The following is a 25893-nucleotide window of genomic DNA, read 5'->3' as shown; positions in this document are numbered from 1 at the left end:
GGTCAAACTAGGTTTGACGTAAGGAAGTGCAGGATTTGAACAGGCTTATAGTTTGACTTGAATGATTTGCAAGTGCTGGCTGTAAATGGTTTTTTATAGCTGTTTAAAGTTGCTGAATCATTGGTTGGCGGCAGTGAGTGCGATGCCTGCGGGCGGCCAATATCAATAGCCGCCCGCGTGCAATGGATCAGTGACTGGAGCGACCGGTCATTTCCAGCGCCATGTCACTGGCGTAGCTGTCGGTCATGCCGGCAATGAAGTCGATCATGCGCAGAAACGAGGTGTGTAACGAACCTTGCGGATCCGGTGCGTTACTGCCCAGCAGATCGAGAATGCGCCGGCTCTTGAACGACGGCGTGCGACCGTTGTGTTGTTCCAGCGCCGCGCCGCAGAACGAGTTGAGCAGGATCTCCAGCGTGGTATAGGCGCCGATCTCATGCAGGGTTTTGCGTTTGTCCTGAAAGATTTTCTTGCGGGCGATGTCCTTGGCATTCAACACGCAACGCTTGGCCGGACCGTGCATGTGTTCGACCAGATCGCCGTGCAGCGTGCCGGCAAGGAGTGCGTCCTGTTGCTCGACAAAGGCTCGCGCGGCGGCGTTGGTCAAATGCTCGATGGCCTTGCCGCGCAGAATCGCCAGTTTGCGTCGACGCGAATCCTGCGGGCCGAGCTGACGATAGGTTTCCGGCAGATCATCGCCCACCAGCCCGAGCAGCAGCGATTCGACTTCGGCATAGTCCAGCAGCTCCATTTCGAGGCCGTCTTCGAGGTCGATCAGCGCGTAGCAGATGTCATCGGCGGCTTCCATCAGGTACACCAGCGGGTGGCGCGCCCAGCGTTGATCCTCGATTTGCGGCAGGCCCAGTTTGTGGGCGATCTGCTCAAGCAGCGGCAGCTCGCTCTGATAGCAGCCGAATTTGTGTTTCTTGTAGCCCAGAGAGTCGGCGTGGCGCGCGGTCCACGGGTACTTCAGGTAGGTGCCGAGGGTGGCGTAGGTCAGCCGCGTGCCGCCGTCGAACTGGTGGTATTCGAGCTGAGTCAGTACGCGAAAGCCTTGGGCATTGCCTTCGAAATTGAGAAAGTCAGCGCGCTCGGCTTCGCTCATGCCGTCGAGCCAGCCACGGCCGGCCGCCTGCTGGAACCAGTGGCGGATGGCATCTTCACCGGAATGGCCGAACGGCGGATTGCCAATGTCGTGGGCCAGACACGCCGACTGCACCACCATGCCGAGGTCGGCCGGGTCGCACCATTCGGGCAGGGCACTGCGCAGGGTTTCGCCCACCCGCATGCCCAGCGAACGGCCAACGCAACTGACTTCCAGCGAGTGGGTCAGGCGCGTGTGAATGTGGTCGTTGCTGGTGACCGGATGCACCTGGGTCTTGCGCCCGAGGCGGCGGAAGGCGCCGGAGAAAATGATGCGGTCATGGTCTTTGTGGAAAGGGCTGCGGCCAAGTTCTTGCGGGCTGTGCAGCGGCTTGCCGAGACGTTCGCGGTTGAGCAGGGTTTGCCAATCCAAGGCTGATTCTCTCCGTCAGGTGACTGGGGGCGTTGGCCCCTAGCTTCCCGGTTCACGCCCGGCCCTGCAAGCGGAACTACAGTCCTGCGGCGTCGATGTCGATCAGCAGCAAACGCTCGCCATTGTCGAAAAACTGTCCGGCCGTCAGGCAGTACTGATTGCTGGTGGCGTCGCGGTACGTATTAGAGAGCGTCAAACGCCGCTCCTCCCAACCTTCGGCGAGCAAATGATAGAAGTACGGACGCCACGACCAGTTGTGCCCCAGATAACGATTGTCGGCGACCCAGCCGTGCTGCCGCCATTCGAGGTTGGGGGTGAGTTGCGTGCCGTGACGATCGCATTGGTAAAAGCGCAGCAGCCAAGGGAAGGCGTCCAGTTGTGGCAACGCGCTCAAGGGAGCATGTGCCTGAGCCCAGGCTTGCAGGATCGACATCAGTTCAGCGAGTTGCTGACGCATTTGCATCAGCCGGCCGCGTTCAGCGAGTTTTTGCCGAACATAGCGCTGGCGCAGCTCGGCGAAGCGCTGCACGAACGCATCGGTGGGGAAGAACGCCTCCTGCGCCCGCGCGAACAGGAATCCCTGCACGTAGCGCGAACCGCATTCCAGGGCGAAATTCAATTGCGCTTCGGTCTCGACGCCTTCGGCGATGATCCAGCAGCCGGTCTTTTCGGCCATCTGCGCCAGTGCCTTGACCACATCACTGCTTGGCCCGCCCAGCGCCGCAGCCTGGAACAGGCGCATATCGAGTTTGAGAATGTCCGGTTGCAGCGCCAGCACCCGATCCAGTTGCGAGTAGCCGGCGCCAAAGTCGTCAATGGCGATTCTTGCGCCTGCCTCGCGGTAACGCGCGACGACTTCTGCCAGGCGTTGACCATTGCCACCCAGTTCGGTGATTTCGAAAACAATACGTTGCGGATCGATGTTGTAGCGTGCCAATTGCTTGAGGCTGGGCAAGGCTTGATCGGCGCGCAGGCGACTGATCCAGCGCGGCGACATGTTCAGACTGAGAAACCAGTCTGCCGGCGCTTCGTGCAAGCGGCTCAAGGCGTTATCGCGGATTTGCCGGTCGAGGCGCCGCAGGGCTATGGCGGGTGTGCGCGGGTCGGCGAACAATGGCCCGACCGAATTCAATTGACCGTCAGCCTGGCGCAGGCGCCCCAGGGCTTCGACGCCGGCAATACGTCCCGTGGCGGTATCGATGAAAGGCTGAAAGCAGGCGAGCGGTTGCCCGTCGATCACGGGGCCTCCTTGGTTCTTGTTTTGGTTGAACCCCGCCAGCCGGGTAGGCGTACGGGATTGAACCTCCGGATAAAGAGGTTCATCCCGCCGCTACTGCAAGAATGTAGCCAGATGTATCTGCTTAGCGTTTTGCCGAACTCTGCATCACCAGTTTGATCAGCGGCCCAAGACTGGTGCCGAGTCGGACCAAGCGAGTCAATCCGCCAACGCCGCCGCTTTTCGCGCCTTTGCCGGTGATAAATCCCAGCAGCGTAATGGCAGCCACGCCCCACAATGGCGCGTGTTTGATGCCGAAGCCACCTTGCAGGTTTTGCGACATGCCGCGCATGCGATGCAGAGGCTGCAGCACTTGCCCGGCTTCATGGCGGATTTCCTGGCGATGCATTTCCATGCGCAGGCGGATCAACGCCTTGCGCATTTCCCGACGCGAGCTGTTGTGTGGCAGTTCAGGCAGGCTCATGGCAGCAGGCGCTCCCGGTCGTTGGCCAGCTCTTCGAGCGTGCCGTGGAAAGGTGAGGACTCATCGAAGATCGCCGCCTTGAGGCGCAGCCCGCAGAAGATCGAGGCCAGGGTATAGAAAACGCACAGGCCAATGATCGCGGCCAAGCGGTAAGTGTCCCAGAACACGATCATCACCAATGTCGATAAACCCACCAGCAACAACAGAGCAAAAACCAGGGCCAGGCCGGCGAACAGCAACAGGCTGACGGTACGGGATTTCTGCTCCTGCAATTCGATGCCGAACAATTCGACGTGGCTGTGCAGCAGACCCAGAACGGCGGCGCCCAGGCGTCGCGTGGAAGAGGCGGTGCCCGCAGTCGGGCCGGATTCACCGATCGACATAATCAGCGCCGAGTAGCCAGCAGGCCGATCAGGAAGCCGACACCGGCAGCAATGCCGACGGACTGCCAAGGGTTGGCCGACACGTAATCCTCGGTGGCGGTTACCGCCGCCTGACCGCGGTCGCGCAGGGTTTCTTCGGTCAGTTTCAGGGTTTCGCGGGCGCGCAGCAGGCTGTCGTGGATCTGCTCGCGCAGCTCATCGGCCTGATCGCCGGCCAGGGTGGCGGTGTGCTCGAGCAAGCGTTCGGTGTCGGCGACCAAAGTCTGGAAGTCGTTCATGAGGATTTCTTGAGCAGTCTTTGCCTTGATGCTGGCCATGGGTGGATCTCCGTAAGTGACGTCTGAAGCGTTCGAGTATGAGCCTTGCGCGAAGGTTCAGTACAAATGACTGGTACAACTTTTGCTGTGTCGTGGTGCGTCGCCTGGCCGTTGTGCGCTGTTGCCGGGCGTGCGCCTCGAGAAACCTTATCTCAAACAAGCCCGGTTCGTGTCAGGACATCGACCTCGTGCGCCAAAGCAGTTCGCCGCATCTGCGGATCCGTGACTGCGTGGTCGCAACTTGGTGCATGAAATGTGCGCATGAACCGCTTTGGTGCCTTTTTCGCCTTTAGGTCTGCCTGCTTATGGAAAATCTGCAAAGCGCTGTGGACACCCTGGTTCACAGCTCCAATACCTTGTTCATTCTGATCGGTGCGGTGATGGTGCTGGCAATGCATGCCGGTTTCGCCTTTCTGGAAGTCGGCACGGTCCGTCAGAAAAACCAGGTCAATGCGCTGTCGAAAATTCTCAGTGACTTCGCCGTCTCGACCCTGGCCTATTTCTTTATAGGCTATTGGATCTCCTATGGCGTGACCTTCATGCAACCGGCGGCGGTGCTGAGTGCCGATCACGGTTATGGACTGGTGAAGTTTTTCTTCCTGCTGACGTTTGCCGCTGCGATCCCGGCGATCATTTCCGGCGGCATCGCCGAGCGCGCGCGTTTCGTGCCGCAGTTGTGCGCCACGGCCTTGATTGTCGCGTTCATCTACCCGTTTTTCGAAGGCATGATCTGGAACGGCAACTACGGTCTGCAAGCGTGGCTGACAGCGCAATTTGGTGCCGCTTTTCATGATTTCGCCGGTTCCGTCGTGGTGCACGCCATGGGCGGCTGGCTGGCGCTGGCGGCGGTGCTGTTGCTGGGGCCACGCAATGGACGTTACCGCGACGGTCGCCTGGTGGCGTTCGCACCGTCGAGCATTCCCTATCTGGCGCTGGGGTCGTGGATTCTGATTGTCGGCTGGTTCGGCTTCAACGTGATGAGCGCGCAAACGCTGCAAGGGGTCAGCGGTCTGGTGGCGGTCAATTCGTTGATGGCGATGGTCGGCGGCACGATGGCAGCACTGCTTGTCGGGCGCAATGACCCGGGCTTTCTGCACAATGGGCCGTTGGCCGGACTGGTGGCGATCTGTGCCGGCTCCGATCTGATGCATCCGGTCGGTGCGCTGGTGACCGGCGCGATCGCTGGAGCGCTGTTTGTCTGGTGCTTTACCGCTGCGCAGGTGAAATGGCGTATCGATGATGTCCTGGGTGTATGGCCACTGCACGGTTTGTGCGGCGTGTGGGGCGGGATTGCCTGCGGGATTTTCGGCCAGACCGCACTCGGCGGAATTGGCGGCGTCAGCCTGATCAGTCAGTTGATCGGCACTGCGCTCGGCGTCGCGGTGGCGCTGATCGGTGGCTTCGTCGTATACGGCGTGATCAAGGCGCTGCACGGGCTGCGCCTGAGTCAGGAACAAGAGTATTACGGCGCCGATCTGTCGCTGCACAAGATCGGCGCGGTGAGTCAGGACTAGGTTTCGGCATCGTCGCTACCCGGATAAAAACCGTGGAGCAGGCGATAGCGGTCGATGCGTACCTGATCGACTTTTTCCTGCACCTGGTGCGCCGGCAAGCCAAGCATGATCAACGCGTGAGAGGCGAGCATCAGGCTCGACTCCAACAGCTCCGGCACCACTTCGGTGGCGCCGGCGGCTTTCAATTCGGCCCATTGGCTGTCGTCGCGGGTGCGCACCAGAATCGGCACGTGGGCGTTGAGCCGGCGCGCTTCCTTGAGGATGCGCAGGGCAATGTCACTCTGATCCACGGCAACCACCAGCAATCTGGCGCGTAGCAGGCCAACCGCAGTCAGCAGCTCGCCGCGCGACGAGTCGCCGTAATGCACGTCGCTTTCTCCGCTGGCGGCTTCCTGGACCCGGACCGGGTCATTGTCCAGCGCGATGTAAGGCTGTTTGGCATTGCGCATGAAACGCCCGATGGATTGGCCGACGCGGCCGTAACCACAAATCACCACGTGCTGGTTGAGGTCGGCGTTGAGTGCGCTGATCTCTTCGATCTGTGCCTCTTGATTGGGTTTGCGGTGCAGCACTGCCGCGATGCGTGGCGCTGCGCGCAGTAACAGCGGCGTCAGCAGCATCGAGCAAAACGTTGCGGCGAGCAGCAGGTCGCCCAGTGCTTTGGGCATCATGCTGTTTTGCTGCATCTGCGCCATCAGTGCGAAGCAGAACTCGCCACCCTGAGCCAACGCCAGACCGCTGCGCCACGCCGTTTCGCTGTCACTGCCGCGCCACTTCACCAGCAAGGCCACGACGATGCCTTTGATCACCATCAAACCGACGGTGAGCCCGAGGATCAGCAGGCTGTGACTGACGAACAGTTGCAGGTCGATGAGCATGCCGATGCTGACGAAAAACACCCCGAGCAGGATGTCGCGAAACGGTCGGATGTCCGCCTCGATCTGGTGCCGATAGTGGCTTTCACCGAGCAGCATTCCGGCCAGAAATGCACCGAGGGCAGGGGACAGGCCCAGCAGGTGAGTCAGCCACGCGGTCAACAGCACAATCACCAGCGCCAGCAGTACGAACAACTCTGCCGAGCGTGACGCGGCCACTTCATGAAACAGCCTCGGCAGTAACCAGCGGCTGGCCAGCAGCAGACCGACAAACAGCACCACGGTTTTCGCCAGCGTCAGTGGCAGCGCCCAATACCAGGCTTGCTCGCTGCTGCCGGCGAACACTGGCACCAACGTCAGCAGCAATACCGCGACCACGTCCTGAAACAGCAGAACGCCAACGGCATTCTGCCCATGGCTGCTGAACACCTCGCCGAGGCTGCCCAGCTCTTTGGTCACAATCGCCGTTGATGACAGCGAAAGCCCGGCGCCGAGCAGCAGTGCCGGTGTCGTCGGCATGCCCAGCAGCATCAGTAACAAACCGAGCAGCGCGGTACTGATCAGCACCTGCTGACTACCGAGACGGAACACCACCTGGCGCAAGGCGATCATCTTCGACAGGGAGAACTCCAGTCCCAGTGAAAACAACAGAAACACCACGCCCAGTTCGGCGACATCAGGCAGGTGTTCGCTTTCGTTGACCCAGTCGAAAGCACTCGGCCCGACCAGCAGTCCGACGCACAGATAGCCCAGCACCGGCGGCAAGCGCAGGCGACGGAACAGGGCAATCACCACGAGGGACGAGGCGAGGATGATCAACAGATTGGCAAACACTGGACACTCCGATGTCAGATTCAGGCTTTTCAAGCGTAGAGGCAAAAAGACCGGGAGGATCGCGTAAATGGTTTTTCTGCGGACTGATTTGCGTCAGGGTTTTGCCTGTGAATCTTCGTCGAGGGGACTGGAGCCTTTGGGCGGCGGTGGCTCGACGGGTTTTCAGCTGCGGCCTAGAATAGGCCCACTCATTTTCTGGTTGAGCAATCATGCCTCCTGAATGTCAGCTGTTCGGCACCCTTGGATGCCATTTGTGTGAAGTCGCCGAGGCCGTGCTGATGGAGTTTGTCGAGCGCGGTTTGCTGGTCGAACTGGTCGATATCGCTGAAGATGAATCCTGGTTTGAAGCTTATAGCCTGCGGATTCCGGTGTTGCGTCGTGTCGACACAGGGGCAGAATTGGGGTGGCCATTCGGCTCCGATGACATCGTCGCGTTTCTGCGTTAATCAGCATTTTTTCGTTTATCCCGCCGGTCGCCGCTGCCATCCATTCCTTGGCATTTTGCGGACTGTTCGGTTACTGTATGTGTATACAGTAAATGCGTCAGAGGGATGAACCGTGGTCAATGTCGAACAGTTGAAGAACAGCGTGAACCGGATGTCGGTTGACGTGGTGCGCGAGGCGGTTCTCGAATTGCGCCTGGACGGGTTGGTCACGGAAGGCAAGACGCCCTTCAACAAATTGCATTTCAACACCTGTTTTGCCGAGATCGAGGCCTTGTTTCAGCGTGCCGGTTATCACAAGCAACTGGATGTGGTCGGTTATCAGGGTTTGCTCTACGCCTTGTATGACCCGGGCCGCTGGGAGGCCGTCGAAGTGTTGCGCTGGCTCAAGGAATTCACCGACGCCGCGGCGCTGAAAACGATCCCGGCCTGAGCATTCAATGCTAGGTTTGCTTCCCTCAGTGCTGGATAATGCCGCCCTGTATTGAGGATTCGATTTTCCGTATGTCCATGTCTACATTCTCTGCTGCTCAGAATCAGGCGAGCACACTTTATCTGCCACCCGGTAAATGGCTGACCGTACTCGATTGCCTGTGCGAGCATTTCCGCGCCATTGATCGCGAGCAATGGCTGGACCGGATCGCCCGGGGGCGGGTGCTGGATGGCCAAGGTCAGCCAATCCCGGTGGATCTGCCTTACAAGGAAGGCTTGCGAATTCATTATTTTCGCGAAGTGCCGGACGAGAAGCCAATCCCGGTGGTCGAGTCGATCCTGTATGCGGACGAGCATCTGGTGGTGGCTGACAAACCACATTTTCTGCCAGTGACACCAGCCGGTGAGTACGTCGAACAAACGTTACTGCGGCGTTTGATCCGACGTCTGGACAATCCTCACCTGGTGCCGCTGCACCGCATCGACCGGCATACGGCGGGACTGGTCATTTTCTCGGCCAATCCGCAAACCCGTTCGGCTTATCAGTCGCTATTCCCTACGCGGCAGATCGACAAACGCTATGAAGCCATCGCCCCAGCGCTGCCGGATCTGAGTTTTCCCTTGGTGCACAAAAGCCGTCTGGTGGATGGCGAACCGTTTTTCCGCATGCAGGAAGGCGAAGGTGCGAGCAATACCGAAACGGCGGTGGAGGTTCGGGAAAAACATGGCGATCTGTGGCGCTATGGATTGTTTCCGGTGACCGGCAAGAAACATCAACTGCGCGTCCACATGACTGCGCTGGGCGCGAGCATCTGCAACGATCCGTTTTATCCGCAGGTGTTGAAAGACGTCGAGGACGATTACGCCAATCCGCTGAAGTTGTTGGCGCAAGGTTTGCGGTTTATCGACCCGGTGACCGGTGAAGAACGCGAATTCGAGAGCCGGATTACGCTGCAGTGGTGATACCGACTTCACTTTTCGAGCGCCCATAAAAAAGCCCGCAATCAATGCGGGCTTTCTGTATCCGGTGTCGAACCAGAGCTTACAGCTCTTTAACGGTACGAACCTGATCCTTGTTGATGCGGGTTTCTTTGCCGTCCAGCTGTTTGAACTCGTAGAAGCCCGAATCATCATCGTATTTCGGGGTGTCGACGGCCTGGATTTCGCGACCGTCATTCAAGGTGATCACTGTAGGCGAGGAGCAACCGGCGAGGGTGGCAAGGCCCAGTGCGAGCATGAAAGTGGCGAGGGTCCGTTGAGTCATGGTGTGTCTCCGAATGGAAATTCTTTTGGTTACTGAGCTTGAGACGTATACAAGGCGTGAGAGTTCCTTGAATAGTGTCAGTCTGACACAGTGTTGTGGGAATTTAACAGTTCGGGGGTGTTGAGGTTGGCCAGTCGCGGGTCGTTGTCCGGGCATTGCAGGGCAGTGGCACCGAGACCGCGCATGACCCGGCCGGGGCTGCGTTCACCGGCGTTCCAGGCGTCTTCGAAGGCCGATAAAAGAGCCACCGGAATTACACACAGCAACGGTTCCCAGTGCTCGTCATGGCGCAACATTAAAGGTTTTTCAGGATTCAGATTGGCGGTCTCACGCATGCTTTGCAGCAGTGCTGCGTCAATTCTCGGGACATCACAGGGCAAGACCAACAGGTGCGTGTGGCGCGCCGCTTTCAGGCCGGCGCGAATGCCGGCCAATGGCCCTGGGAAATCGCCCTCGTCATCGATGACCAATTGATCGGCGAATGGCGCGTAACGCTCGCGATTGCGGTTGCACGAAATGATCAGGTCGTCAGTCATTGCACGAACCTTGCGCTGCAAATGTGCAATCAACGGCTCACCCAGCCACTCCACCAAGCCTTTGTCCTGACCGCCCATGCGTTGGCCGCGTCCGCCTGCCAGGAGCAGAATGGAGCAGGGTGGCAATTGCGTATTCAGGGGCATGGCAGCTCTCCAGAGGGGCGGCGAAAAAATGAGGCGCTGTGATATAACACCGGGCTGTTTCTCCTACAACTGGACGAGCCTATGAAAGCCAAGGCTGATGTACCTTTCGTGCCGCTCAATATTGCGGTGCTGACAGTCAGTGACACCCGAACTCTGGAAACCGACACCTCAGGTCAGGTCTTTGTCGACCGCTTGACGGCGGCGGGCCACCATCTGGCAGAGCGGGTCTTGCTCAAAGATGACCTCTACAAAATTCGCGCGCAAGTCGCCAACTGGATTGCCGACGATGTCGTGCAGGTAGTGCTGATCACTGGCGGCACCGGATTCACTGGCCGTGATAGCACACCCGAAGCGGTCGCCTGTCTGCTCGACAAACAGGTCGACGGGTTTGGTGAGTTGTTCCGGCAGATTTCGGTAGCCGATATCGGCACTTCGACGGTGCAGTCCCGTGCATTGGCCGGCCTGGCCAATGGCACGCTGGTTTGCTGTTTGCCGGGTTCGACCAATGCCGTACGCACTGGCTGGGACGGCATCCTTGGTGAGCAACTGGACGCTCGGCACCGCCCGTGCAATTTTGTCACCCATTTGAAGCAGGCGGCACCTTGTGAATCCCGTGGGTAAGCCGGGCAAAACGGGGGCGCTGATGCCGGTCGAGGTGGCGCTGGCGCGTCTGCTCGAAATGGCTGAAACGTCGGCAATTGTCGAGCATGAGTATTTGCCGCTGGCACAGGTTCAGGGGCGGGTGCTGAGCGAGGACCTGATTTCGGCGCTGGATCTGCCACCCTGGCCTAACAGCGCCATGGACGGTTATGCGTTGAATCTGGCCGACTGGAATGGCCAACCGATGCCGGTCAGTCAGAAAGTGTTTGCCGGGCAATCCCCCGAACCGCTGGAGCCCGGCACTTGTGCGCGGATTTTCACCGGGGCTCCGGTGCCGGCGGGTGCTGACTGTGTAGAAATGCAGGAAAACGCTGAGGTTCAAGCCGACGCAATGGTGCGTTTCCTGGAACCGATGAAAGCCGGGCAGAACATCCGCCCGCAAGGCCAGGAAACTACCGTCGGGGAGCTGATTCTGCCTGCCGGCACTCGATTGGGTCCGATTGAGCAGGGATTGGCTGCATCGTTGGGCTGCGCCAGACTGAAGGTGGTGCGCAAGGTGAGAGTCGCGGTGATTTCCACCGGCGATGAGTTGGTCGAACCAGGCCAGGCACTGGGGCCTGGTCAGATATACAACAGCAATCGGGTGTTGCTGTGCAGTTGGTTGCAACGTCTGGGCTGTGAGGTAGTCGACGCCGGCATTCTCCCGGATGATCTGGCCACTACCCGTGCCCGTCTGGGTGAGTTGCAGGATGTTGATCTGATTCTTTCCACGGGTGGCGTCTCGGTGGGTGAGGCGGATTTTCTGGGTATTGCCTTGCGCGAAGAGGGTGAGCTGGCCCTCTGGAAACTGGCGATCAAGCCCGGAAAGCCGTTGACGTTTGGGCATTTCCGCGGCGTGCCGGTCATTGGTTTGCCCGGGAATCCGGCGTCAACATTGGTGACCTTCGCGCTGCTCACTCGGCCTTACCTGTTACGCCGTCAGGGTGTGCGGGACGTCGAGCCGCTGAAGTTCACTGTCCCGGCTGGTTTTGTCTGGCCGGTGGCAGGCAATCGGCGCGAATATCTGCGTGGTCGTCTGGAGCAAGGACGGGCGACTGTTTACCGCAACCAGAGCTCAGGCGTATTGCGTAGCGCTGCGTGGGCAGATGGATTAGTCGAAGTGCTGGAAGGTCGCACATTGAGCGAGGGAGACGAAGTTGCCTTCATTCCGCTGAGTGACCTGCTGGACTGATCGCAGTCTCGCAAATGCAGGCGTCGGTTGACTCTGGCGGCGCCTGCAATGACTCATTCGTCAGTTGCTGATCAATGTCACAAGCTGGTCGAATCGGCTGTTCGCCACCCAACCCAGCAGTCCCAGAACTACTGCTGTCGCGCCTGCCGAGTAGGCAAGCCGGTGTTTGATCGTTCTGACATCACTGCGGACTTCGTCCATGTCCCGTCGTAGATATTTGAGATGGGTTTCCAGCTCGGTTACACGAGGTTCCATATCAACTTCTCCAGTAGCTCTGGCGCTGTTTTTGAATTCGGACTTGTGATTCGCGCGACTTTCGACGAGAGGGCCGACCGGGCTCACTGGCATTCTTGCTTCATGACTTGGCATGGAAGCATCCACCGGTTGTTTCGAATGTTCGCTTGCTACCTGTTCCAGCTCCCGAACTGACAAGAGCACTGGGGGTGTATCCGCTCATTACATGCACGTCCTTGTGTATTGGATTGAAGATTGATACCGCCAGAACACGGTGACTCAATGCTCGGACCGGGTCAATTAAGCCGATTCCGCATGTTTTGTAAGAAAAAATACCGCTGTGTAGGACGTCCGGGCCGGAAGGCTGAATTAATTGTGATTTCCACGGCTTTTTTGTGTGCGGCAGCGGTCAAGATGTTTCAACCGATTCGATTTGTGGAGTGACGTAATGACTGAACGCCGAGCGCTGTTGATTCTGCATGGCAAGCAGGCTCTCAACGAGGCGGTTCGAACCGCCGTCGAGGACAAGCGTAAACAGGGCTGGGAACTGGCCGTACGCCTGACCTGGGAGGCAGGGGATGCTCAGCGTTGGGTCGAACAGGCATTGGCGGACGGCTACACAAAGATCATTGCCGGCGGTGGAGATGGGACGTTGCGCGACATTGCCGAAGCGCTCGCCGCGCATCCGGGTAAAGCCAGCCTGGTGCTTTTACCTTTGGGCACCGCCAACGATTTTTCTCGCGCAGCCGGTGTGCCACTGGAGCCCGCCGAGGCACTCGAGCTACTTGATGTACCGCCGCGCGATATCGATCTGGGTGAAGTGGGCGGGCAGATTTTCCTCAACATGGCCACTGGCGGTTTCGGTAGCCAGGTCACGGCCAATACCTCCGAGGACCTGAAAAAGGTGCTGGGTGGTGCCGCTTATCTGTTCACCGGTTTGTCACGGTTCAGCGAACTGCATGCCGCTTACGGCGAACTTCAGGGGCCGGACTTTCACTGGCGTGGCGAGTTGCTGGCGCTGGGCATCGGCAATGGCCGTCAGGCCGGCGGCGGGCACGTTTTGTGTCCAGAGGCGCTGGCCGATGACGGTTTGCTTGATATCAGCATCCTGCCGGCACCGCAGGAGCTGGTTGGCACGTTGAAGACGCTGCTCAGTGATGGTTTCGGGATCGACAACATGTTTGTACGAACCCGCTTGCCATGGGTCGAAATCAAGGTCGCCGAGGGGCTCTGCATCAATCTTGATGGCGAACCGCTGGAAGGCGACAGCATGCGATTTGAAGTGCGTCCGGCGGCGTTGCGTGTGCATTTGCCGGAGCATTCTCCATTGTTGGGCAGCGCCGGATCGGTCAGTCGTCCAGGCTGATGATCTGTTCGCGCACGGCGAACAGCACCAGGCCTGCAACGTCGTAGATTTGCAGGCGCTTCATGATCTGAGAGCGGTGGGTCTCGACTGTCTTGATGCTCAGCCCCAGGCCATTGGCGATTTCCCGGGTGGATTTCCCGCGCACGATCAAGCGCAGGATTTCCAGTTGGCGGGCGGTCAGATTGTGCGAGTCGGCGATTTCCGGCTGCTGCTTCTGGTTGCGCGTCAGGGCCTGATTGATCACGGTATGGGCGATGGCCGGGCTCAAATAGCGCTCGTTGTTGCGCAAGGCTTCCAGCGCATGTTCGAGTTCGGTGGCCGTCGTGTCCTTGAGCAGGTAACCATGGGCGCCGGACTCCAGGGCCTGCATGATCAACGCTGGATCGGTATGCATCGACAGGATCAGCACCTTGCTCTGCGGGCGCACCCGCTTGAGCCGTTGCAAGGCTTCCAGGCCACCGGTTTCTTTCATGGAGATATCCAGCAAGACGATGTCGGGACTCAATTGCTCGACCATTTCGAGCAGTTGCGAACCGTCATTGGCCTCGCCAATCACCGCGTAACCGGGAATATCCAGCACCAGAGCGCGCACGCCGGCCCTGATCAGCGAGTGGTCATCCACCAGAAGTAAGTTGCAAGTCAACGCATAACCTTATTCGTACTGGCCCGCTCGAGTGCGCGAGGCGCCCAGGGGAAGAGTGCTTCGATTTGAGTGCCTTTGCCCGGTTCGCTGATGACGTTCAGGGTGCCACCCAGTTGTTCGATTCGTTCGGCCATCCCGGCCATGCCTCGTTGTCCTTCACGACCCGGATTGACAGCCGGGGCGAATCCCAGGCCGTCATCGCTGATCAGCAAGGTCAGGCCTTTTGGCAGACGTTGCACGCGTATCACCAGGTTTTTCGCCTGTGCGTGACGCAGGATATTGGTAACAGCCTCCTGGGTGATGCGAAAAGCGGCCACGGCCATTTCTTCTGGAATACCGTTAAGGCGCTGCTGGCAATCAAGGCTCCAGTGCACGTTGCTGTTGGTCAAGGTCTTGAGCAGATGCGCACGCAGACTGGCTTCAAGTCCCAGGCTGGTCAATTGACGTGGATTGAGAATGGCCGAAACGTCGCGCACTTTGTTAAGGGTTTCTTCCAGGGTGTCGCACAACGCCGTGCATTGTTCCTGCAAGTCAGCCGGCATGCGTCGTTTGAGCCACTCGCTCTGCAGTTTGGCGGCCGTCAGCAACTGGCCGATATCGTCGTGCAGTTCACGGCTGAGGCGATGGCGTTCGTTTTCCTGGACTTCCAGCAGACGGTCGGCGAGCTCCTGCGGCTGAAACTTGATCGATTTGCGCGACAGGCGATATTGCACCCAGACACACGCGGTAGCCGCAATGTCGAGCAATAGCAATCCAAGGCAAAGTGGAGTCGAAAGACTGTAGGTCAGCAGGCTGCCAAGCGTTGCCGCGATACACAGTATGAGTGTGAACCGGCGTGCATTTTCCCGGGAGGGTGGCCATGTAGTGATTGACTTGAGGCTGGCGTACATAACGGATGGAGCCAATGGATGTTCGCTGCGGGCAGACCGGCCGGAGGCTGGCGGGTCTCTGTCTGAAAATGCTGTGAATTATGTTATTGATTTCAACGCGGTTCAGTGAACGTATTGATCGCCTACTTCAGCGAATAGCGCTCTCTGAAGTCACTGTGCCATTAATTTGAAAGCAGTTAGTGCCCGGCATAATACCACTTAAGATACCGTTGGTCGCGTTTGCTATATATGTCCATTGAGTCAGGAAATAGGCGATATTGGACGCAAGTTCCATAATGGAAAAGCCGATTTATTGTGTGCGGGAGATGTTGGTGTTGCCTGAAAGTGTACTTGTTTACACACAGGCAAACCCTGAGGCCGGCAGAAAACATTCGTGTCTGTCAAAGCTGATTATTTAATTCGGTTTGTCGCTGACAGGTATGAACTATCCAATTACGACATCAACGTTTGAGTTCAATGTGCCTGCGCGGAGTACTAGGGGCAGTTCAGGCTTGGCCCGAGTAGGGCAGTTGAGGCAAGCGTTTGCCCGTCAATGGTGGCTGCAACTGGCTTTGTCCGACCTGGAAGGCGAATGCTTCGATCAGCGATGTCTGTTCGCTTTCATCCAGACTCAGTTGCCCGGTCTGCTGATCGACCAGTTCCAACTGCCAGGCCATCAGCGTGAAGCAGTCCTGCAACGCTTGCAGCGCTTGTTCGTGCAGGTCGACGTGATCCTGGTTCAGATTGAGCAGGCTGTAAATGTGCAGGGAAAACTCGGAAATCGCCTCCAGCGCCAAGGCTTCAGCGCGGCGTGCGAGTTTGAGGAGGGTACTGAGTATGCACTCGATGGCGTCCTTGTCATTGCTGATCAGTTGCAGATGGCTGAGGCATTCTTCGGACTTGGCCAGGAGTTGTTCGGCCTCGACAAGGAATTCGGGGAAGCGTTGTACCCACTCTTTGCGGTCCATTGGCATGCTTATCTCCACCACGTCATGTCTGATGAGGGAATGCCGTGTGTGGCGACGATCATGAATCGTCGGGAGATCGCGCCCAGACGTGCAGGTGCACAGGCTGAGGGGTTCCAGAGGGGTTGTTTCCACTGAACTGCGATCGCACACAATAGCCTGACTCCGTTCATGCAATGAGAATGGCGTCACATTAATGGCTATTGGATATTGCGAATATCAGGTTGGGCCTGATTGTTACTAGGGGAATCCCTTAGACACGGGAACCTACCGTGCAAACCGAGGTCGCGCCGCAGAGAATGTAGCAGATGAAAATCACTGCGCCAGTAAACCATGATGTTAATGTGACATCAATGCCCGATCATGGCATTTTTGCGCGGGTCTGGCATGGCAATCAAGAACCGCCATTTGCCGCCGATAACCTCACATAGTGAAATTCATCAGAACAAGCCCAGGAGTCATTGATGGCCGGCATTCTCGACACGGTAGACCAACGCACGCAACTGGTGGGTGAGAATCGCCTGGAAATTCTCATGTTTCGACTGGCCGGGCGTCAGTTGTTCGCGATCAACGTGTTCAAGGTTCAGGAAGTGCTGCAACTGCCGAAGCTGACCTTGATGCCGCAGCGTCACCCGTTTGTCTGCGGGGTGGTCAATCTGCGCGGTCAGACCTTGCCGGTGATCGATCTGTCGCAAGCGATCGGCATGCGTCCATTGGTGCCGGGGCCGAACAGCACGATCATCGTCACCGAGTACAACCGCTCGGTGCAGGCTTTCCTCGTCGGCGGTGTAGACCGCATCGTCAACATGAACTGGGAAGCCATTCTGCCGCCGCCGACCAGCGCCGGGCGCCAGCATTATCTGACCGCGATCAGCAAAGTCGATGATCAACTGGTGGAAATCATCGACGTCGAAAAAGTCCTCGCCGAAATTGTCCCGTACAACGCCAAGGTCTCGCGGGAAAAACTCGAAGACCCGGTGCTGGAACGCGCCCGTGGCCGTGAAGTGCTGTTGGTGGACGACTCCAACGTCGCGCTCTCGCAATTGCGTGACACGCTCGGCCAGCTCGGCGTGAAAATGCACATTGCCAGCGATGGTCTGAAGGCGCTGAACATGCTCAAGGCCTGGGCCGATACCGGCGTCAACATGACCGACAAGCTGCTGATGATTTTCACCGATGCGGAAATGCCGGAAATGGACGGCTATCGTCTGACTACCGAAATTCGCAACGACCCGCGTCTGCGTGGCCTGTACGTGGTGCTGCATACCTCGTTGTCCGGCAGCTTCAACGATTCGATGGTGAAGAAGGTCGGTTGCGACAACTTCCTCTCCAAGTTCCAGCCGGACAAACTGGTCGACGTGGTTCGCCAGCGTCTGATGCTCGACGAAGTTCCGGCCTGATCACACACCCACTGTAGGAGTGAGCCTGCTCGCGATAGCGGTGTGTCAGCCCCGAATCATTACCTGACACACCGCTATCGCGAGCAGGCTCACTCCTACAGTTATTGCTCTTTGATTCCTGATCAAGCTCGTATAGGGTGGCGTTTTTATCCTCCAGGGAGCTGGCCATGCTGCGTCTGAGCGCGCTTTATCGTTACCCGTTGAAATCCGGCAAAGTCGATGTGCTGCAACACGTCGACCTCGACAAGCTGGGCCTTGATGGCGACCGACGCTGGATGCTCGTGGACGAAGCCAGCGGCCGCTTCCTGACCCAGCGCGCCGAAGCGAAGATGAGCCAGTTGTCGGCCCTGTGGAATGTGCAGGGCGGTCTGACCCTCAGTGCGCCGCAGCAGTCTTCCATCGACATCGCCTTGCCGGGCAACGACGCTGAACTGCGCGGCGTGACGATCTGGCGTGACACCTTGCGCGTGCCGGATGCCGGTGATGAGGCTGCCCGGTGGGTCAGCGATTTCATTGGAAAACCGACCCGTCTGGTGCAGGTGCCGCTGGATCGCGCTCGCACCACGCAAGCTGGCTATGGCTACGAAGATGATCAGGTCGCGTTCGCCGACGGATTTCCTCTGCTGTTGATCGGCGAAGCCTCTTTGCAGGATCTCTCGCAAAAGGTTGGACGCCCGCTGGAAATGTTGCGTTTTCGGCCGAACCTGGTGATCGAGGGCAGCGAGGCATTCGCCGAGGACGGCTGGAAGCGGATTCGCATTGGCGACGTCGAGTTTCGCGTGGTCAAGCCATGCTCGCGCTGCATTCTCACCACCATCGACCCGCAAACCGGCGAGCGCAGTGCCGATCGTGAACCGCTGGCAACCCTGCAGAAATATCGCGCCGAAGCCGATGGCGCGATGTTCGGCCAGAACCTGGTGAATGACAGCAATGGTCGACTCGAAGTCGGCATGCCGGTGGAGATTCTCGAGTAATCCGCCACTGAAACGAAAATGCCCGTGTCTTTGGACACGGGCATTTTTATGGGTGCAGTACTTCTTTTTCGCTGCGAGCCTTGGGGTTAGCCGCGGTATTCGCACAGGTAAGCGGTGTCGACCGCCACTTTCAGCTGGAACTTGCTGTTGGCCGGAACGTTGAACTGGCTGCCAGCGGCGAAGGTTTCCCAGTCGCTGCTGTCGGGCAGTTTGACGGTCAGTGCACCAGACACGACGTGCATGATTTCACGCTGAGCAGTGCCGAATTCGTATTCGCCCGGCGCCATGACGCCGATGGTCGCCGGACCTTCAGCGGTGCCAAAGGCGATCGACTTGACGGTGCCGTCGAAGTACTCGTTGACTTTAAACATGGGCGATTCCTCGCAAAGGGCTGAAAAATGGAGGCGGCCAGTATGCACAAGGCGTTCAACGCCGTCACCTGCCCGGCGTCTGTCCAGTGAGTTCTCGAATTGAACCCAGAGTGGCAATCAGAGTGGCAATACCAGTGGCAACAATCGCGCGGTGTTGCGTGCATCCTCCAGCGCTCGATGCTGTTGACCGCTGAACTGCATGCCGGCCAATTGCAGTGCGCCGTTAAGGCCCAGCGGCCGTTCGAGGCGCCGAGCCTTGGCGAAGCGTTGTTTGAGGTTCATGTGCGGCACTTTGCTCAAGCCGCTGTCGATTTGCAGACGCTGCCACTCCTGCAACAACTGCTTGCGGTCGTAATCACCCCAACTGGCCCAGCCTTCGAGACGTGATTGATGCTGCGCGAGCCAGCGTTCGAACGCCGGCCAGACTTCGGTCAACGGCTGCGCCGTGTCGATATTGGCCTGAGTGATGTGCGTGAGCTCACGACAAAAAGGTGTCAGCAATGGCCGCCGCGTCGGTTTGACGAAGCGCTGGAAGTGATCCTGCTCGCGCCCGGCGCGATCGACCAAAGTGGCGCCGATCTCGATAATTTCCATTTCGGTGACCGGCCAGCCACCCTCATCGGTGGTGGCTTCCAGATCTATGACCAGCCAGTGGGGCATCGCAGGGTTCCTGATTTCCGCGTTCTGATAACTCAGAGCGTAGTCAAAACCCGCATCCGCGTGTGGGCGACTACTCGACCTGCAACAGAACCTGACGATTTTTTACCTGATCGCCGACCTTGACCTGCACCCGCTTGAGCACGCCGTCGATGCCGGCCTTGAGCGGGTGCTCCATTTTCATTGCCTCCAGCACCACCAGCAACTGACCTTTGCTGACCGGGCTGCCTTCGCTGACCAGTACGTCGACGATGGCACCGTCCATCGGCGCTTTCAGGGTGCCGGAGCTGACGCTGGTCTGACTGTCGATCACGGCGTGAGTTCGATCCTCCAGGCGCAGGCTTCCGGGGAGGGTGAACAGCCAGAGCTGCTGGCCATTCTGGCGAAAGGCCTGGCGCTGGCGCAGACCGTCGACTTCCAGCGTCACTGAATGTGCGTCGTGGTCGATAAGTTTCAATGCCAGCGTGCGTTCGGCGACCTGCACCTTGAACGCACCTTGCGGCTCGGCGAGCAGTTGCAGTGTCCAGTTCTGTTCGTCGCGGCCAAGACGATAATGCAGCGGCACACTGGCGTTGTTGCGCCAGCCGGAAAGCGGCGCGGGATGGCTGAGGGCGCTGGTTTGATAGAACAGCACTGCGGCGATCGCCAGGTCTTCGACACTCGGCGAGTAACGGTGCAGGCTCGGATGATCGCTGAAATGCTGCGCAATGAAGGCGGTACTGAATTCACCGCTGATGAACTGCGGATGTTGCAACAGGCTGACGAGCAAGCGCTGATTGCTTTGCATGCCCAATAAAACCGTGTCCTGTACTGCGCGCAACAGTTTGCGCCGGGCCTCTTCGCGAGTGGCGCCGAAAGCGATCATTTTGCCGAGCATCGGGTCGTAAAACGGGCTGATCGATTGCCCTTCCAGCAAGCCATGATCGATTCGCGCGCCGTGTCGAAGCGCTGGCGCCCAGGCTTCTATGCGGCCGGTTTGCGGCAGAAAATCCTGTGCTGGATCTTCGGCATAGAGTCGCACTTCGATTGCATGCCCGTTGAGCTGGACCTGATCCTGAGTCAGCGGCAATGGCTGACCTTCGGCAACCAATATTTGCCACGCCACCAGATCCAGCCCGGTGATCAATTCAGTCACCGGGTGTTCCACTTGCAAACGCGTGTTCATCTCCAGAAAGTAGAACTGTCCGCGCGCATCGAGCAAGAACTCCACCGTGCCGGCACCGACGTAATTCACCGAGCGGCCAGCCTTGAGCGCCGCTTCACCCATGGCCTGGCGCAGTTCGGCGGTCATCACCGGGCAAGGTGCCTCTTCGATGACTTTCTGGTGGCGACGCTGGATCGAACAGTCGCGTTCGCCCAGGTAGATCAGGTTGCCGTGATGATCGCCGAACAGTTGTACTTCGACGTGCCGTGGTTCGAGCAACGCTTGTTCGAGAATCAATTCGTCGCTGCCGAAACCGTTCAAAGCTTCGGAGCGTGCGGTGCGCAGTTGCGCTGGCAGATCAGCGGCGTCGAGCACCAGACGCATGCCGCGTCCACCGCCGCCGGCGCTGGCTTTGATCATCAGTGGATAACCGATGCGTTCAGCCTCGCGCAGCAACGTTGCGTCGTCTTGTTCTGCACCCTGATAACCGGCGATGCACGGCACGCCGGCTTCGAGCATGGCGATTTTTGACTGGCGTTTGCTGCCCATCAGCTCGATGGCTGCGAGGCTGGGGCCGATGAAGATCAGCCCGGCTTGCTCGCAGGCGCGAGCGAATTCTGCGTTTTCCGAGAGAAACCCGTAGCCTGGGTGGATTGCGTCGGCGCCGCTGCGGCGGGCGGCGTCCACTATGGCCGAGATGTTCAGGTAGGACTGCTGCACGGGCGCGGGGCCGATGTGTACGGCTTGATCGGCCATTTTCACGTGCAGGGCATCGGCGTCGGCGTCGCTGAAGACGGCGACGGTGCGATAGCCCAAAGCCTGGGCGGTACGCTGGATGCGGCAGGCGATTTCACCGCGGTTGGCGATCAGGATTTTGTGGATGGCGGGCATGGTGATCTTCCTGAATATTTGGCGGTGGATTGGCTGGCCTCTTCGCGAGCAGGCTCGCTCTCACAAGGGGTTTGCGTCGTTCACAAAACCTGTGGGAGCGAGCTTGCTCGCGAAGCTTTTAAGAGGCCCACCGAGGTTTGCGTTTCTGCATGAATGCCATGGTTCCCTCCACACCTTCGTCGCCAGTCACCGCTTCGCTAAACCACTGCGCCGCCTCATCAAGCAATTCACTCGAAGGCTGCCCGGCACTCGCCAACAGCAATTTCTTGGTCATCGCATTCGCCTCCGGCGCGCAACACAACACATGTTGCAGTACCTCATCCAGCCGCTCGGCCAGCGCCTGCGGATCCTGTTCGACAAAGTGCACCAGCCCCAGACGCCGTGCCTGATGCCCGTCAAAACGCGCTGCCGTCAGCGCCAACCGACGGGTTTCGGTCAGGCCGATGCGCTGCACCACAAACGGTGCGATCTGCGCCGGCAGCAAGCCGAGGCTGGTTTCCGGCAGACCAAATTGCGCCTGATGATCGGCAATCGCGATATCACTGACACACGCCAGACCGAAACCACCGCCGAGCACCGCGCCTTGCAGCACCGTGATCAATACTTGCGGCGTGTGTTGCGCCTCTTCCAGCAAGGCGCCGAAAGCACGATTCAGATCACGATAAGCATCAGAGCCCTGAGCGCGTGCACTGGCCATGTCCTTGATATCGCCACCGGCACAGAAATGCCCGCCAGCACCGCTGAGTACCAAGGCCCGGACAGCATGGTCATCCCGCACAGCCGCCAGCATCGAGCGCAATTCAGCCACCATCTGCAGGCTCATCGCATTACGGCTGTCCGGCCGATTGAGGGTGATGTGCAGCACACCGCCATGCAGCTCCAGCAGCAGCGTCTGGCAATCCGGCAGGCTGCTCATTTCTTTTTCCCGGGCAGGATGCCCATCAGTTTGCAGATGATCCCCAGCATGATTTCGTCGGCGCCGCCGCCAATCGACACGAGCCGCACATCGCGATAGGCGCGGGCCACCGGGTTGTCCCACATGAAGCCCATGCCGCCCCAATATTGCAGGCAACTGTCGCTGACTTCGCGGCCGAGGCGTCCGGCCTTGAGCTTGGCCATCGACGCCAGGCGCGTGACGTCCTGGCCTTTCACGTACTGCTCGGTGGCCTGATAGACCAGCGCGCGCAGGCATTCGATTTCGGTCTGCAATTCGGCGAGGCGAAAGTGGATCACCTGGTTGTCGATCAGCACATTGCCGAAGGTCTTGCGCTCTTTGCAATATTCGATGGTGCTGTCGACGCAATATTCCAGGCCTTTGATCATGTTCGCTGCGCCGAACAGACGTTCTTCCTGAAACTGCAGCATCTGCATCATGAACCCGGCGCCTTCATGACCGATGCGGTTGCGCTGTGGCACGCGCACATTGTCGAAAAACACCTGAGCGGTTTCCGAACTGCGCATGCCGAGCTTGTCCAGATGGGAACTGAGACTGATCCCCGGTGTGTTCATCGGCACCATGATCAGCGACTTGTTGATGTGCGGTTTGTCGTCCGAAGTGTTGGCCAGCAGGCAGATGAAGTCAGCGCTCGGCGAGTTGGTAATCCACATCTTGCTGCCGTTGATCACATAGTCGTCGCCGTCCTTGCGCGCGGTGGTTTTCAGCCCGGCGACATCAGATCCGGCGCCAACTTCGGAGACGCCGATGCAACCGACCTGTTCGCCGGTGATCGCCGGACGCAGGAACTCTTCCCGCAGTTCATCGGAGCCGAAGCGGGCGAGCGCCGGGGTGCACATATCCGTCTGCACGCCGATCGACATCGGAATGCCGCCGCAATGAATGGTGCCGAACTCTTCGGCGGCGACAATCGAATAGCTGTAGTCGAGGCCCATGCCGCCGAATTTTTCCGGTTTGGAAATACCCAGCAAACCGAGGTCGCCGGCCTTGCGGAAAATCTCGTGGATGGGAAAGCGGCCAGCCTTTTCCCATTCATCGACGTGCGGATTGATCTCGTGCTCGACGAACTGGCGGACGGTACGGCGCAAGGCTTCGTGTTCCGGGGTGAAGATCATTGTTCTTGTTCTCCGTAGAATCCGTGGCGGTCAGAACCGGCTGACGCCGAAGCTGTTGGGTTGCAACGTGCGAATGTCGGCTTCGTGGCAGATATCGAGCAAATAGCCGAGCAGGGTGCGCGTGTCGCGCGGATCGATCAGCCCGTCATCCCACAGGTTGGCGCTGCCGTAGAGCGCGGTGGACTGGCTGTCGAGTTTCTGCGCGGTGACCTGTTCGAGCATGTCGAGCATCTTCGGGTCTGGCGTCAGACCGTCCTTGAGCTGTTTGGCTTCGGTGACGATGCGCAAGACTTTCCCGGCTTGTGCGCCGCCCATCACTGCCGTGCGGCTGTTCGGCCAGGCGAAGATGAAACGCGGATCGAGACCGCGCCCGCACATCGCGTAGTTGCCGGCGCCGTAGGAACCGCCGACGACCATCGTCAGTTTAGGCACGCGCGCATTGGCCACCGCTTGAATCAGCTTCGAGCCGTGTTTGATCACGCCTTGCTGTTCCGATTCGGTACCGACCATGAAGCCGGTGGTGTTGTGGAAGAACAGCAATGGCGTCTGGCTCTGATCGCACAACTGGATGAACTGTGCAGCCTTGCTTGCACCGTTGGGTGTGATCGGGCCGTTGTTGCCGATAAAGCCGCAGGCGCGGCCCTGAATCTTCAATTGGCCGCAGATGGTTTGCTGATCGAACTCGCCTTTGAACTCGACGAAGTTCGATTCGTCGGCAATGCGCGCGATGATTTCGCGCACGTCATAGGGCTTTTTCGGATCATCCGGAATCAGTCCGAGCAATTCATCGATGGGGTAGAGCGGTTCTTTGTACTGCGGCTCCGGCAACCATGGCAGTTGTTCATTCCACGGCAGCATGCGCAGGATGTCACGCACCTGACGCACGCCATCGGCATCGTTCTCCGCGAGGTATTCGGCGGTCCCGGCGACCTGCGCATGCATCTCGGCGCCACCGAGTTCTTCATCGGTGGCGACTTCGCCGGTGGCGGCTTTGAGCAGCGGCGGCCCGGCGAGAAACAGCTTGGCCTTGCCGCGCACGACCACCACGTAATCCGACAGCCCCGGCTGATAAGCGCCGCCAGCCGTGGCTGAACCGTGCACCACGGTGATCTGCGGCAAGCCCATGGCGGACATTCGCGCCTGGTTGGCAAAACTGCGCGCGCCTTCGACGAAAATCTCGGCGGCGTAGTTGAGGTTGGCGCCGCCGCTTTCGGCGAGGGTGATCACCGGGAGCTTGTTTTCCTGAGCGATCTGTTGCAGGCGCAGGGATTTTTTCAGGCCGCTCGGCGAGATGGTGCCGCCCTTGATCGCGCTGTTATTCGCCACGACCATCGCGCGTATGCCGCAGACATAACCGATGCCGGCGATCAGTCCGCCACCGGCCGAGCTGCCGTCCTTGTCGTCGTGCAGTTTGTAGCCGGCGAGGCTGGCCAGTTCGAGGAAGGGGGCTCCGGGATCGAGTAACAGATTCAGGCGCTCGCGGGGCAACAGTTGCCCGCGCTTGTCGAATTTCGCCTTGGCTTCTGCGGCTCTGTTCAACAGGTTCTGTTCGAGCTGCTGCACTTGCTCGATGGCCGTGAGCATTGCCGCACGATTACGGGCAAAGGCCTCACTGCGCGGATCGAGTTGAGACTGGATCTGCGACATGACTTACTCCTTGTCCTTGAGGACATCGGGGAGGTAGGCCCGGTGAAAGCCGTTGAACGACTCGCTGTGATTCGCCTTGTGCAGCGGCCATGCACGGCTGCCAAGGCTGGCCGCACCGTCGATTTTCAAGGTGCTGCCGCTGATGAACGCCGCCGCCGGGCTGAGTAGAAACACAATCGCTGCGCTGACTTCCGACTCGGTGCCGATGCGTTTGAGCGGTACATGCTCGCGCAAGGTTGGAATCACCGCTTTGAACGCACCTTCATAGGTGTCCATACCACTGGAGGCGATCCAGCCCGGCGCCACCGCGTTGACCCGCACCCCGGCATAACCCCATTCAAACGCGGCAGTCTTGGTGAAATTGTCCATGCCCGAACGCGCCGCGCCGGAGTGGCCCATGCCGGGCATGCCGCCCCACATGTCGGCGAGCATGTTGACGATGCTGCCGCCGTGTTTGCTCATCGATTGGTTGAACACTTCCCGCGCCATCAGGAAACCGCCGACCAGGTTGGTGCGCAACACGGTTTCGAAACCTTTCTGATTGATCGAAGCCAAGGGCGACGGGTACTGGCCGCCGGCATTGTTGACCAGACCGTGAATCGGCCCGTGCTCGGCGATCAGCTCCTTGACCAGTTGTTTCACCGCTTCTTCATCGCGGATATCGCAGGCCTTCCAGTGCGCGCGGCCGCCGTCCTCGGCGATTTCGCCGGCGACTTTTTGCAGTTTTTCCGGCTTGCGCCCGACCAGCAGTACATTCGCGCCGAGCGCTGCCAGTTCATGCGCGGTGCAACGGCCGATGCCGCTGCCGCCGCCGGTGACGATGATGGTCTGGCCGCTGAACAGATCGGCGTTGAATATCGACGCGTAAGCCAT

General features: G+C 59.1%; 28 protein-coding genes. 9 read left to right on the top strand and 19 right to left on the bottom strand.

Features of this window, described 5'->3' with window-relative positions; translation table 11 throughout:
* Nucleotides 1-187: 187 nt before the first annotated feature.
* The 5 genes from QOM10_RS20630 to QOM10_RS20610 form a co-directional block, all read right to left on the bottom strand.
* Complete coding sequence (locus QOM10_RS20630; RefSeq protein ID WP_127929223.1) at nucleotides 188-1516, bottom strand: deoxyguanosinetriphosphate triphosphohydrolase; 1329 nt, start codon at nucleotides 1514-1516, stop codon at nucleotides 188-190.
* A gap of 76 nt (nucleotides 1517-1592) precedes the next feature.
* A complete protein-coding gene (locus QOM10_RS20625; protein WP_150750718.1) occupies nucleotides 1593-2756 on the bottom strand; it encodes an EAL domain-containing protein in 1164 nt (387 codons plus the stop codon).
* 121 nt (nucleotides 2757-2877) lie between these two features.
* Nucleotides 2878-3216, bottom strand: a complete 339-nt coding sequence (locus QOM10_RS20620) for a hypothetical protein (protein WP_150776328.1) — start codon at nucleotides 3214-3216, stop codon at nucleotides 2878-2880.
* Nucleotides 3213-3599, bottom strand: coding sequence for a phage holin family protein (locus QOM10_RS20615; protein ID WP_016985474.1), 387 nt, complete (start codon nucleotides 3597-3599; stop codon nucleotides 3213-3215). Before QOM10_RS20615 ends, QOM10_RS20620 begins: the two co-directional genes overlap by 4 nt.
* 2 nt (nucleotides 3600-3601) lie before the next feature.
* On the bottom strand, nucleotides 3602-3916 hold the full coding sequence (locus QOM10_RS20610) for a YqjD family protein (RefSeq protein WP_007908653.1): 315 nt from the start codon (nucleotides 3914-3916) through the stop codon (nucleotides 3602-3604).
* A gap of 305 nt (nucleotides 3917-4221) precedes the next feature.
* Here QOM10_RS20610 and QOM10_RS20605 point away from each other — a divergent pair, with 305 nt between their 5' ends.
* Nucleotides 4222-5430 (top strand): ammonium transporter, encoded by a 1209-nt coding sequence (locus tag QOM10_RS20605; RefSeq protein ID WP_316916867.1) that lies wholly within the window; start codon nucleotides 4222-4224, stop codon nucleotides 5428-5430.
* On the opposite strand, the gene QOM10_RS20600 is transcribed toward QOM10_RS20605, so the two are convergent.
* Nucleotides 5427-7139 carry a cation:proton antiporter gene (locus tag QOM10_RS20600; RefSeq protein ID WP_150750720.1) on the bottom strand — a complete coding sequence of 571 codons (1713 nt, stop codon included), beginning with the start codon at nucleotides 7137-7139 and terminating at the stop codon, nucleotides 5427-5429. The two genes, QOM10_RS20605 and QOM10_RS20600, sit on opposite strands and share 4 nt — an antisense overlap.
* Nucleotides 7140-7348: 209 nt before the next feature.
* On the opposite strand from QOM10_RS20600, the gene QOM10_RS20595 reads away from it, so the two are divergent.
* The 3 genes from QOM10_RS20595 (at nucleotide 7349) to QOM10_RS20585 (ending at nucleotide 8977) form a co-directional block, all read left to right on the top strand.
* Nucleotides 7349-7585, top strand: coding sequence for a glutaredoxin family protein (locus tag QOM10_RS20595; protein ID WP_127929219.1), 237 nt, complete (start codon nucleotides 7349-7351; stop codon nucleotides 7583-7585).
* A 112-nt stretch (nucleotides 7586-7697) separates the two neighbouring features.
* Entirely contained in the window at nucleotides 7698-8015 is a 318-nt protein-coding gene (locus tag QOM10_RS20590; RefSeq protein WP_150651944.1) for a transcriptional regulator, read from the top strand.
* Nucleotides 8016-8086: 71 nt separating this feature from the next.
* Complete coding sequence (locus QOM10_RS20585; RefSeq protein WP_150750721.1) at nucleotides 8087-8977, top strand: pseudouridine synthase; 891 nt, start codon at nucleotides 8087-8089, stop codon at nucleotides 8975-8977.
* A 79-nt stretch (nucleotides 8978-9056) separates the two neighbouring features.
* Here QOM10_RS20585 and QOM10_RS20580 read toward each other — a convergent pair whose 3' ends face one another.
* Complete coding sequence (locus QOM10_RS20580; RefSeq protein ID WP_007908660.1) at nucleotides 9057-9278, bottom strand: YgdI/YgdR family lipoprotein; 222 nt, start codon at nucleotides 9276-9278, stop codon at nucleotides 9057-9059.
* A 77-nt stretch (nucleotides 9279-9355) separates the two neighbouring features.
* A complete protein-coding gene (gene mobA / locus QOM10_RS20575; protein ID WP_150776325.1) occupies nucleotides 9356-9958 on the bottom strand; it encodes a molybdenum cofactor guanylyltransferase MobA in 603 nt (200 codons plus the stop codon).
* An 81-nt stretch (nucleotides 9959-10039) separates the two neighbouring features.
* Between mobA and moaB the strand changes: the two genes are divergently transcribed.
* Both moaB and glp read left to right on the top strand, forming a co-directional pair.
* Nucleotides 10040-10579, top strand: coding sequence for a molybdenum cofactor biosynthesis protein B (gene moaB, locus QOM10_RS20570; RefSeq protein ID WP_064120226.1), 540 nt, complete (start codon nucleotides 10040-10042; stop codon nucleotides 10577-10579).
* A complete protein-coding gene (glp, locus tag QOM10_RS20565) occupies nucleotides 10563-11789 on the top strand; it encodes a gephyrin-like molybdotransferase Glp (RefSeq protein WP_316916866.1) in 1227 nt (408 codons plus the stop codon). The genes moaB and glp overlap by 17 nt, the downstream gene beginning before the upstream one ends.
* 60 nt (nucleotides 11790-11849) lie before the next feature.
* Here the strand turns inward: glp and QOM10_RS20560 are convergent, their stop codons facing one another.
* The gene (locus QOM10_RS20560; protein WP_174245074.1) at nucleotides 11850-12158 is read right to left on the bottom strand and encodes a hypothetical protein; all 309 of its coding nucleotides are present in this window, start codon (nucleotides 12156-12158) and stop codon (nucleotides 11850-11852) included.
* 313 nt (nucleotides 12159-12471) lie between these two features.
* On the opposite strand from QOM10_RS20560, the gene yegS reads away from it, so the two are divergent.
* Entirely contained in the window at nucleotides 12472-13389 is a 918-nt protein-coding gene (gene yegS, locus QOM10_RS20555; protein WP_316916865.1) for a lipid kinase YegS, read from the top strand.
* On the opposite strand, the gene QOM10_RS20550 is transcribed toward yegS, so the two are convergent.
* The 3 genes from QOM10_RS20550 to QOM10_RS20540 form a co-directional block, all read right to left on the bottom strand.
* A complete protein-coding gene (locus QOM10_RS20550; protein WP_034155212.1) occupies nucleotides 13373-14032 on the bottom strand; it encodes a response regulator transcription factor in 660 nt (219 codons plus the stop codon). The genes yegS and QOM10_RS20550 overlap by 17 nt on opposite strands.
* On the bottom strand, nucleotides 14029-14922 hold the full coding sequence (locus QOM10_RS20545) for a sensor histidine kinase (RefSeq protein WP_127930432.1): 894 nt from the start codon (nucleotides 14920-14922) through the stop codon (nucleotides 14029-14031). Before QOM10_RS20545 ends, QOM10_RS20550 begins: the two co-directional genes overlap by 4 nt.
* Nucleotides 14923-15407: 485 nt before the next feature.
* Nucleotides 15408-15875 carry a hypothetical protein gene (locus tag QOM10_RS20540; RefSeq protein ID WP_127929214.1) on the bottom strand — a complete coding sequence of 156 codons (468 nt, stop codon included), beginning with the start codon at nucleotides 15873-15875 and terminating at the stop codon, nucleotides 15408-15410.
* 455 nt (nucleotides 15876-16330) lie between these two features.
* On the opposite strand from QOM10_RS20540, the gene QOM10_RS20535 reads away from it, so the two are divergent.
* Nucleotides 16331-17266, top strand: coding sequence for a chemotaxis protein CheV (locus QOM10_RS20535; RefSeq protein ID WP_007908676.1), 936 nt, complete (start codon nucleotides 16331-16333; stop codon nucleotides 17264-17266).
* A 167-nt stretch (nucleotides 17267-17433) separates the two neighbouring features.
* Nucleotides 17434-18240 carry an MOSC domain-containing protein gene (locus QOM10_RS20530; protein WP_127929213.1) on the top strand — a complete coding sequence of 269 codons (807 nt, stop codon included), beginning with the start codon at nucleotides 17434-17436 and terminating at the stop codon, nucleotides 18238-18240.
* Between the two features lie 86 nt (nucleotides 18241-18326).
* On the opposite strand, the gene QOM10_RS20525 is transcribed toward QOM10_RS20530, so the two are convergent.
* The 7 genes from QOM10_RS20525 to QOM10_RS20495 form a co-directional block, all read right to left on the bottom strand.
* Nucleotides 18327-18611 (bottom strand): pyrimidine/purine nucleoside phosphorylase, encoded by a 285-nt coding sequence (locus QOM10_RS20525; protein WP_003226701.1) that lies wholly within the window; start codon nucleotides 18609-18611, stop codon nucleotides 18327-18329.
* 117 nt (nucleotides 18612-18728) lie between these two features.
* On the bottom strand, nucleotides 18729-19271 hold the full coding sequence (locus tag QOM10_RS20520) for an exonuclease domain-containing protein (RefSeq protein ID WP_127929212.1): 543 nt from the start codon (nucleotides 19269-19271) through the stop codon (nucleotides 18729-18731).
* 70 nt (nucleotides 19272-19341) lie between these two features.
* The gene (locus QOM10_RS20515) at nucleotides 19342-21303 is read right to left on the bottom strand and encodes an acetyl/propionyl/methylcrotonyl-CoA carboxylase subunit alpha (RefSeq protein WP_316916864.1); all 1962 of its coding nucleotides are present in this window, start codon (nucleotides 21301-21303) and stop codon (nucleotides 19342-19344) included.
* 118 nt (nucleotides 21304-21421) lie between these two features.
* Nucleotides 21422-22219, bottom strand: coding sequence for an enoyl-CoA hydratase/isomerase family protein (locus QOM10_RS20510; RefSeq protein WP_127929210.1), 798 nt, complete (start codon nucleotides 22217-22219; stop codon nucleotides 21422-21424).
* Nucleotides 22216-23373 (bottom strand): citronellyl-CoA dehydrogenase, encoded by a 1158-nt coding sequence (atuD, locus tag QOM10_RS20505; RefSeq protein WP_085647584.1) that lies wholly within the window; start codon nucleotides 23371-23373, stop codon nucleotides 22216-22218. Before atuD ends, QOM10_RS20510 begins: the two co-directional genes overlap by 4 nt.
* A gap of 30 nt (nucleotides 23374-23403) precedes the next feature.
* Nucleotides 23404-25020: an acyl-CoA carboxylase subunit beta gene (locus QOM10_RS20500; RefSeq protein ID WP_127929209.1), complete on the bottom strand. Its 1617-nt coding sequence runs from the start codon at nucleotides 25018-25020 to the stop codon at nucleotides 23404-23406.
* A 3-nt stretch (nucleotides 25021-25023) separates the two neighbouring features.
* Nucleotides 25024-25893 carry an SDR family oxidoreductase gene (locus QOM10_RS20495; protein ID WP_316916863.1) on the bottom strand — a complete coding sequence of 290 codons (870 nt, stop codon included), beginning with the start codon at nucleotides 25891-25893 and terminating at the stop codon, nucleotides 25024-25026.

This window comes from Pseudomonas sp. P108, from assembly GCF_032613195.1.
Classification (GTDB): Bacteria; Pseudomonadota; Gammaproteobacteria; order Pseudomonadales; family Pseudomonadaceae; genus Aquipseudomonas.
This window is presented reverse-complemented; position numbering and strand designations above follow the sequence as displayed.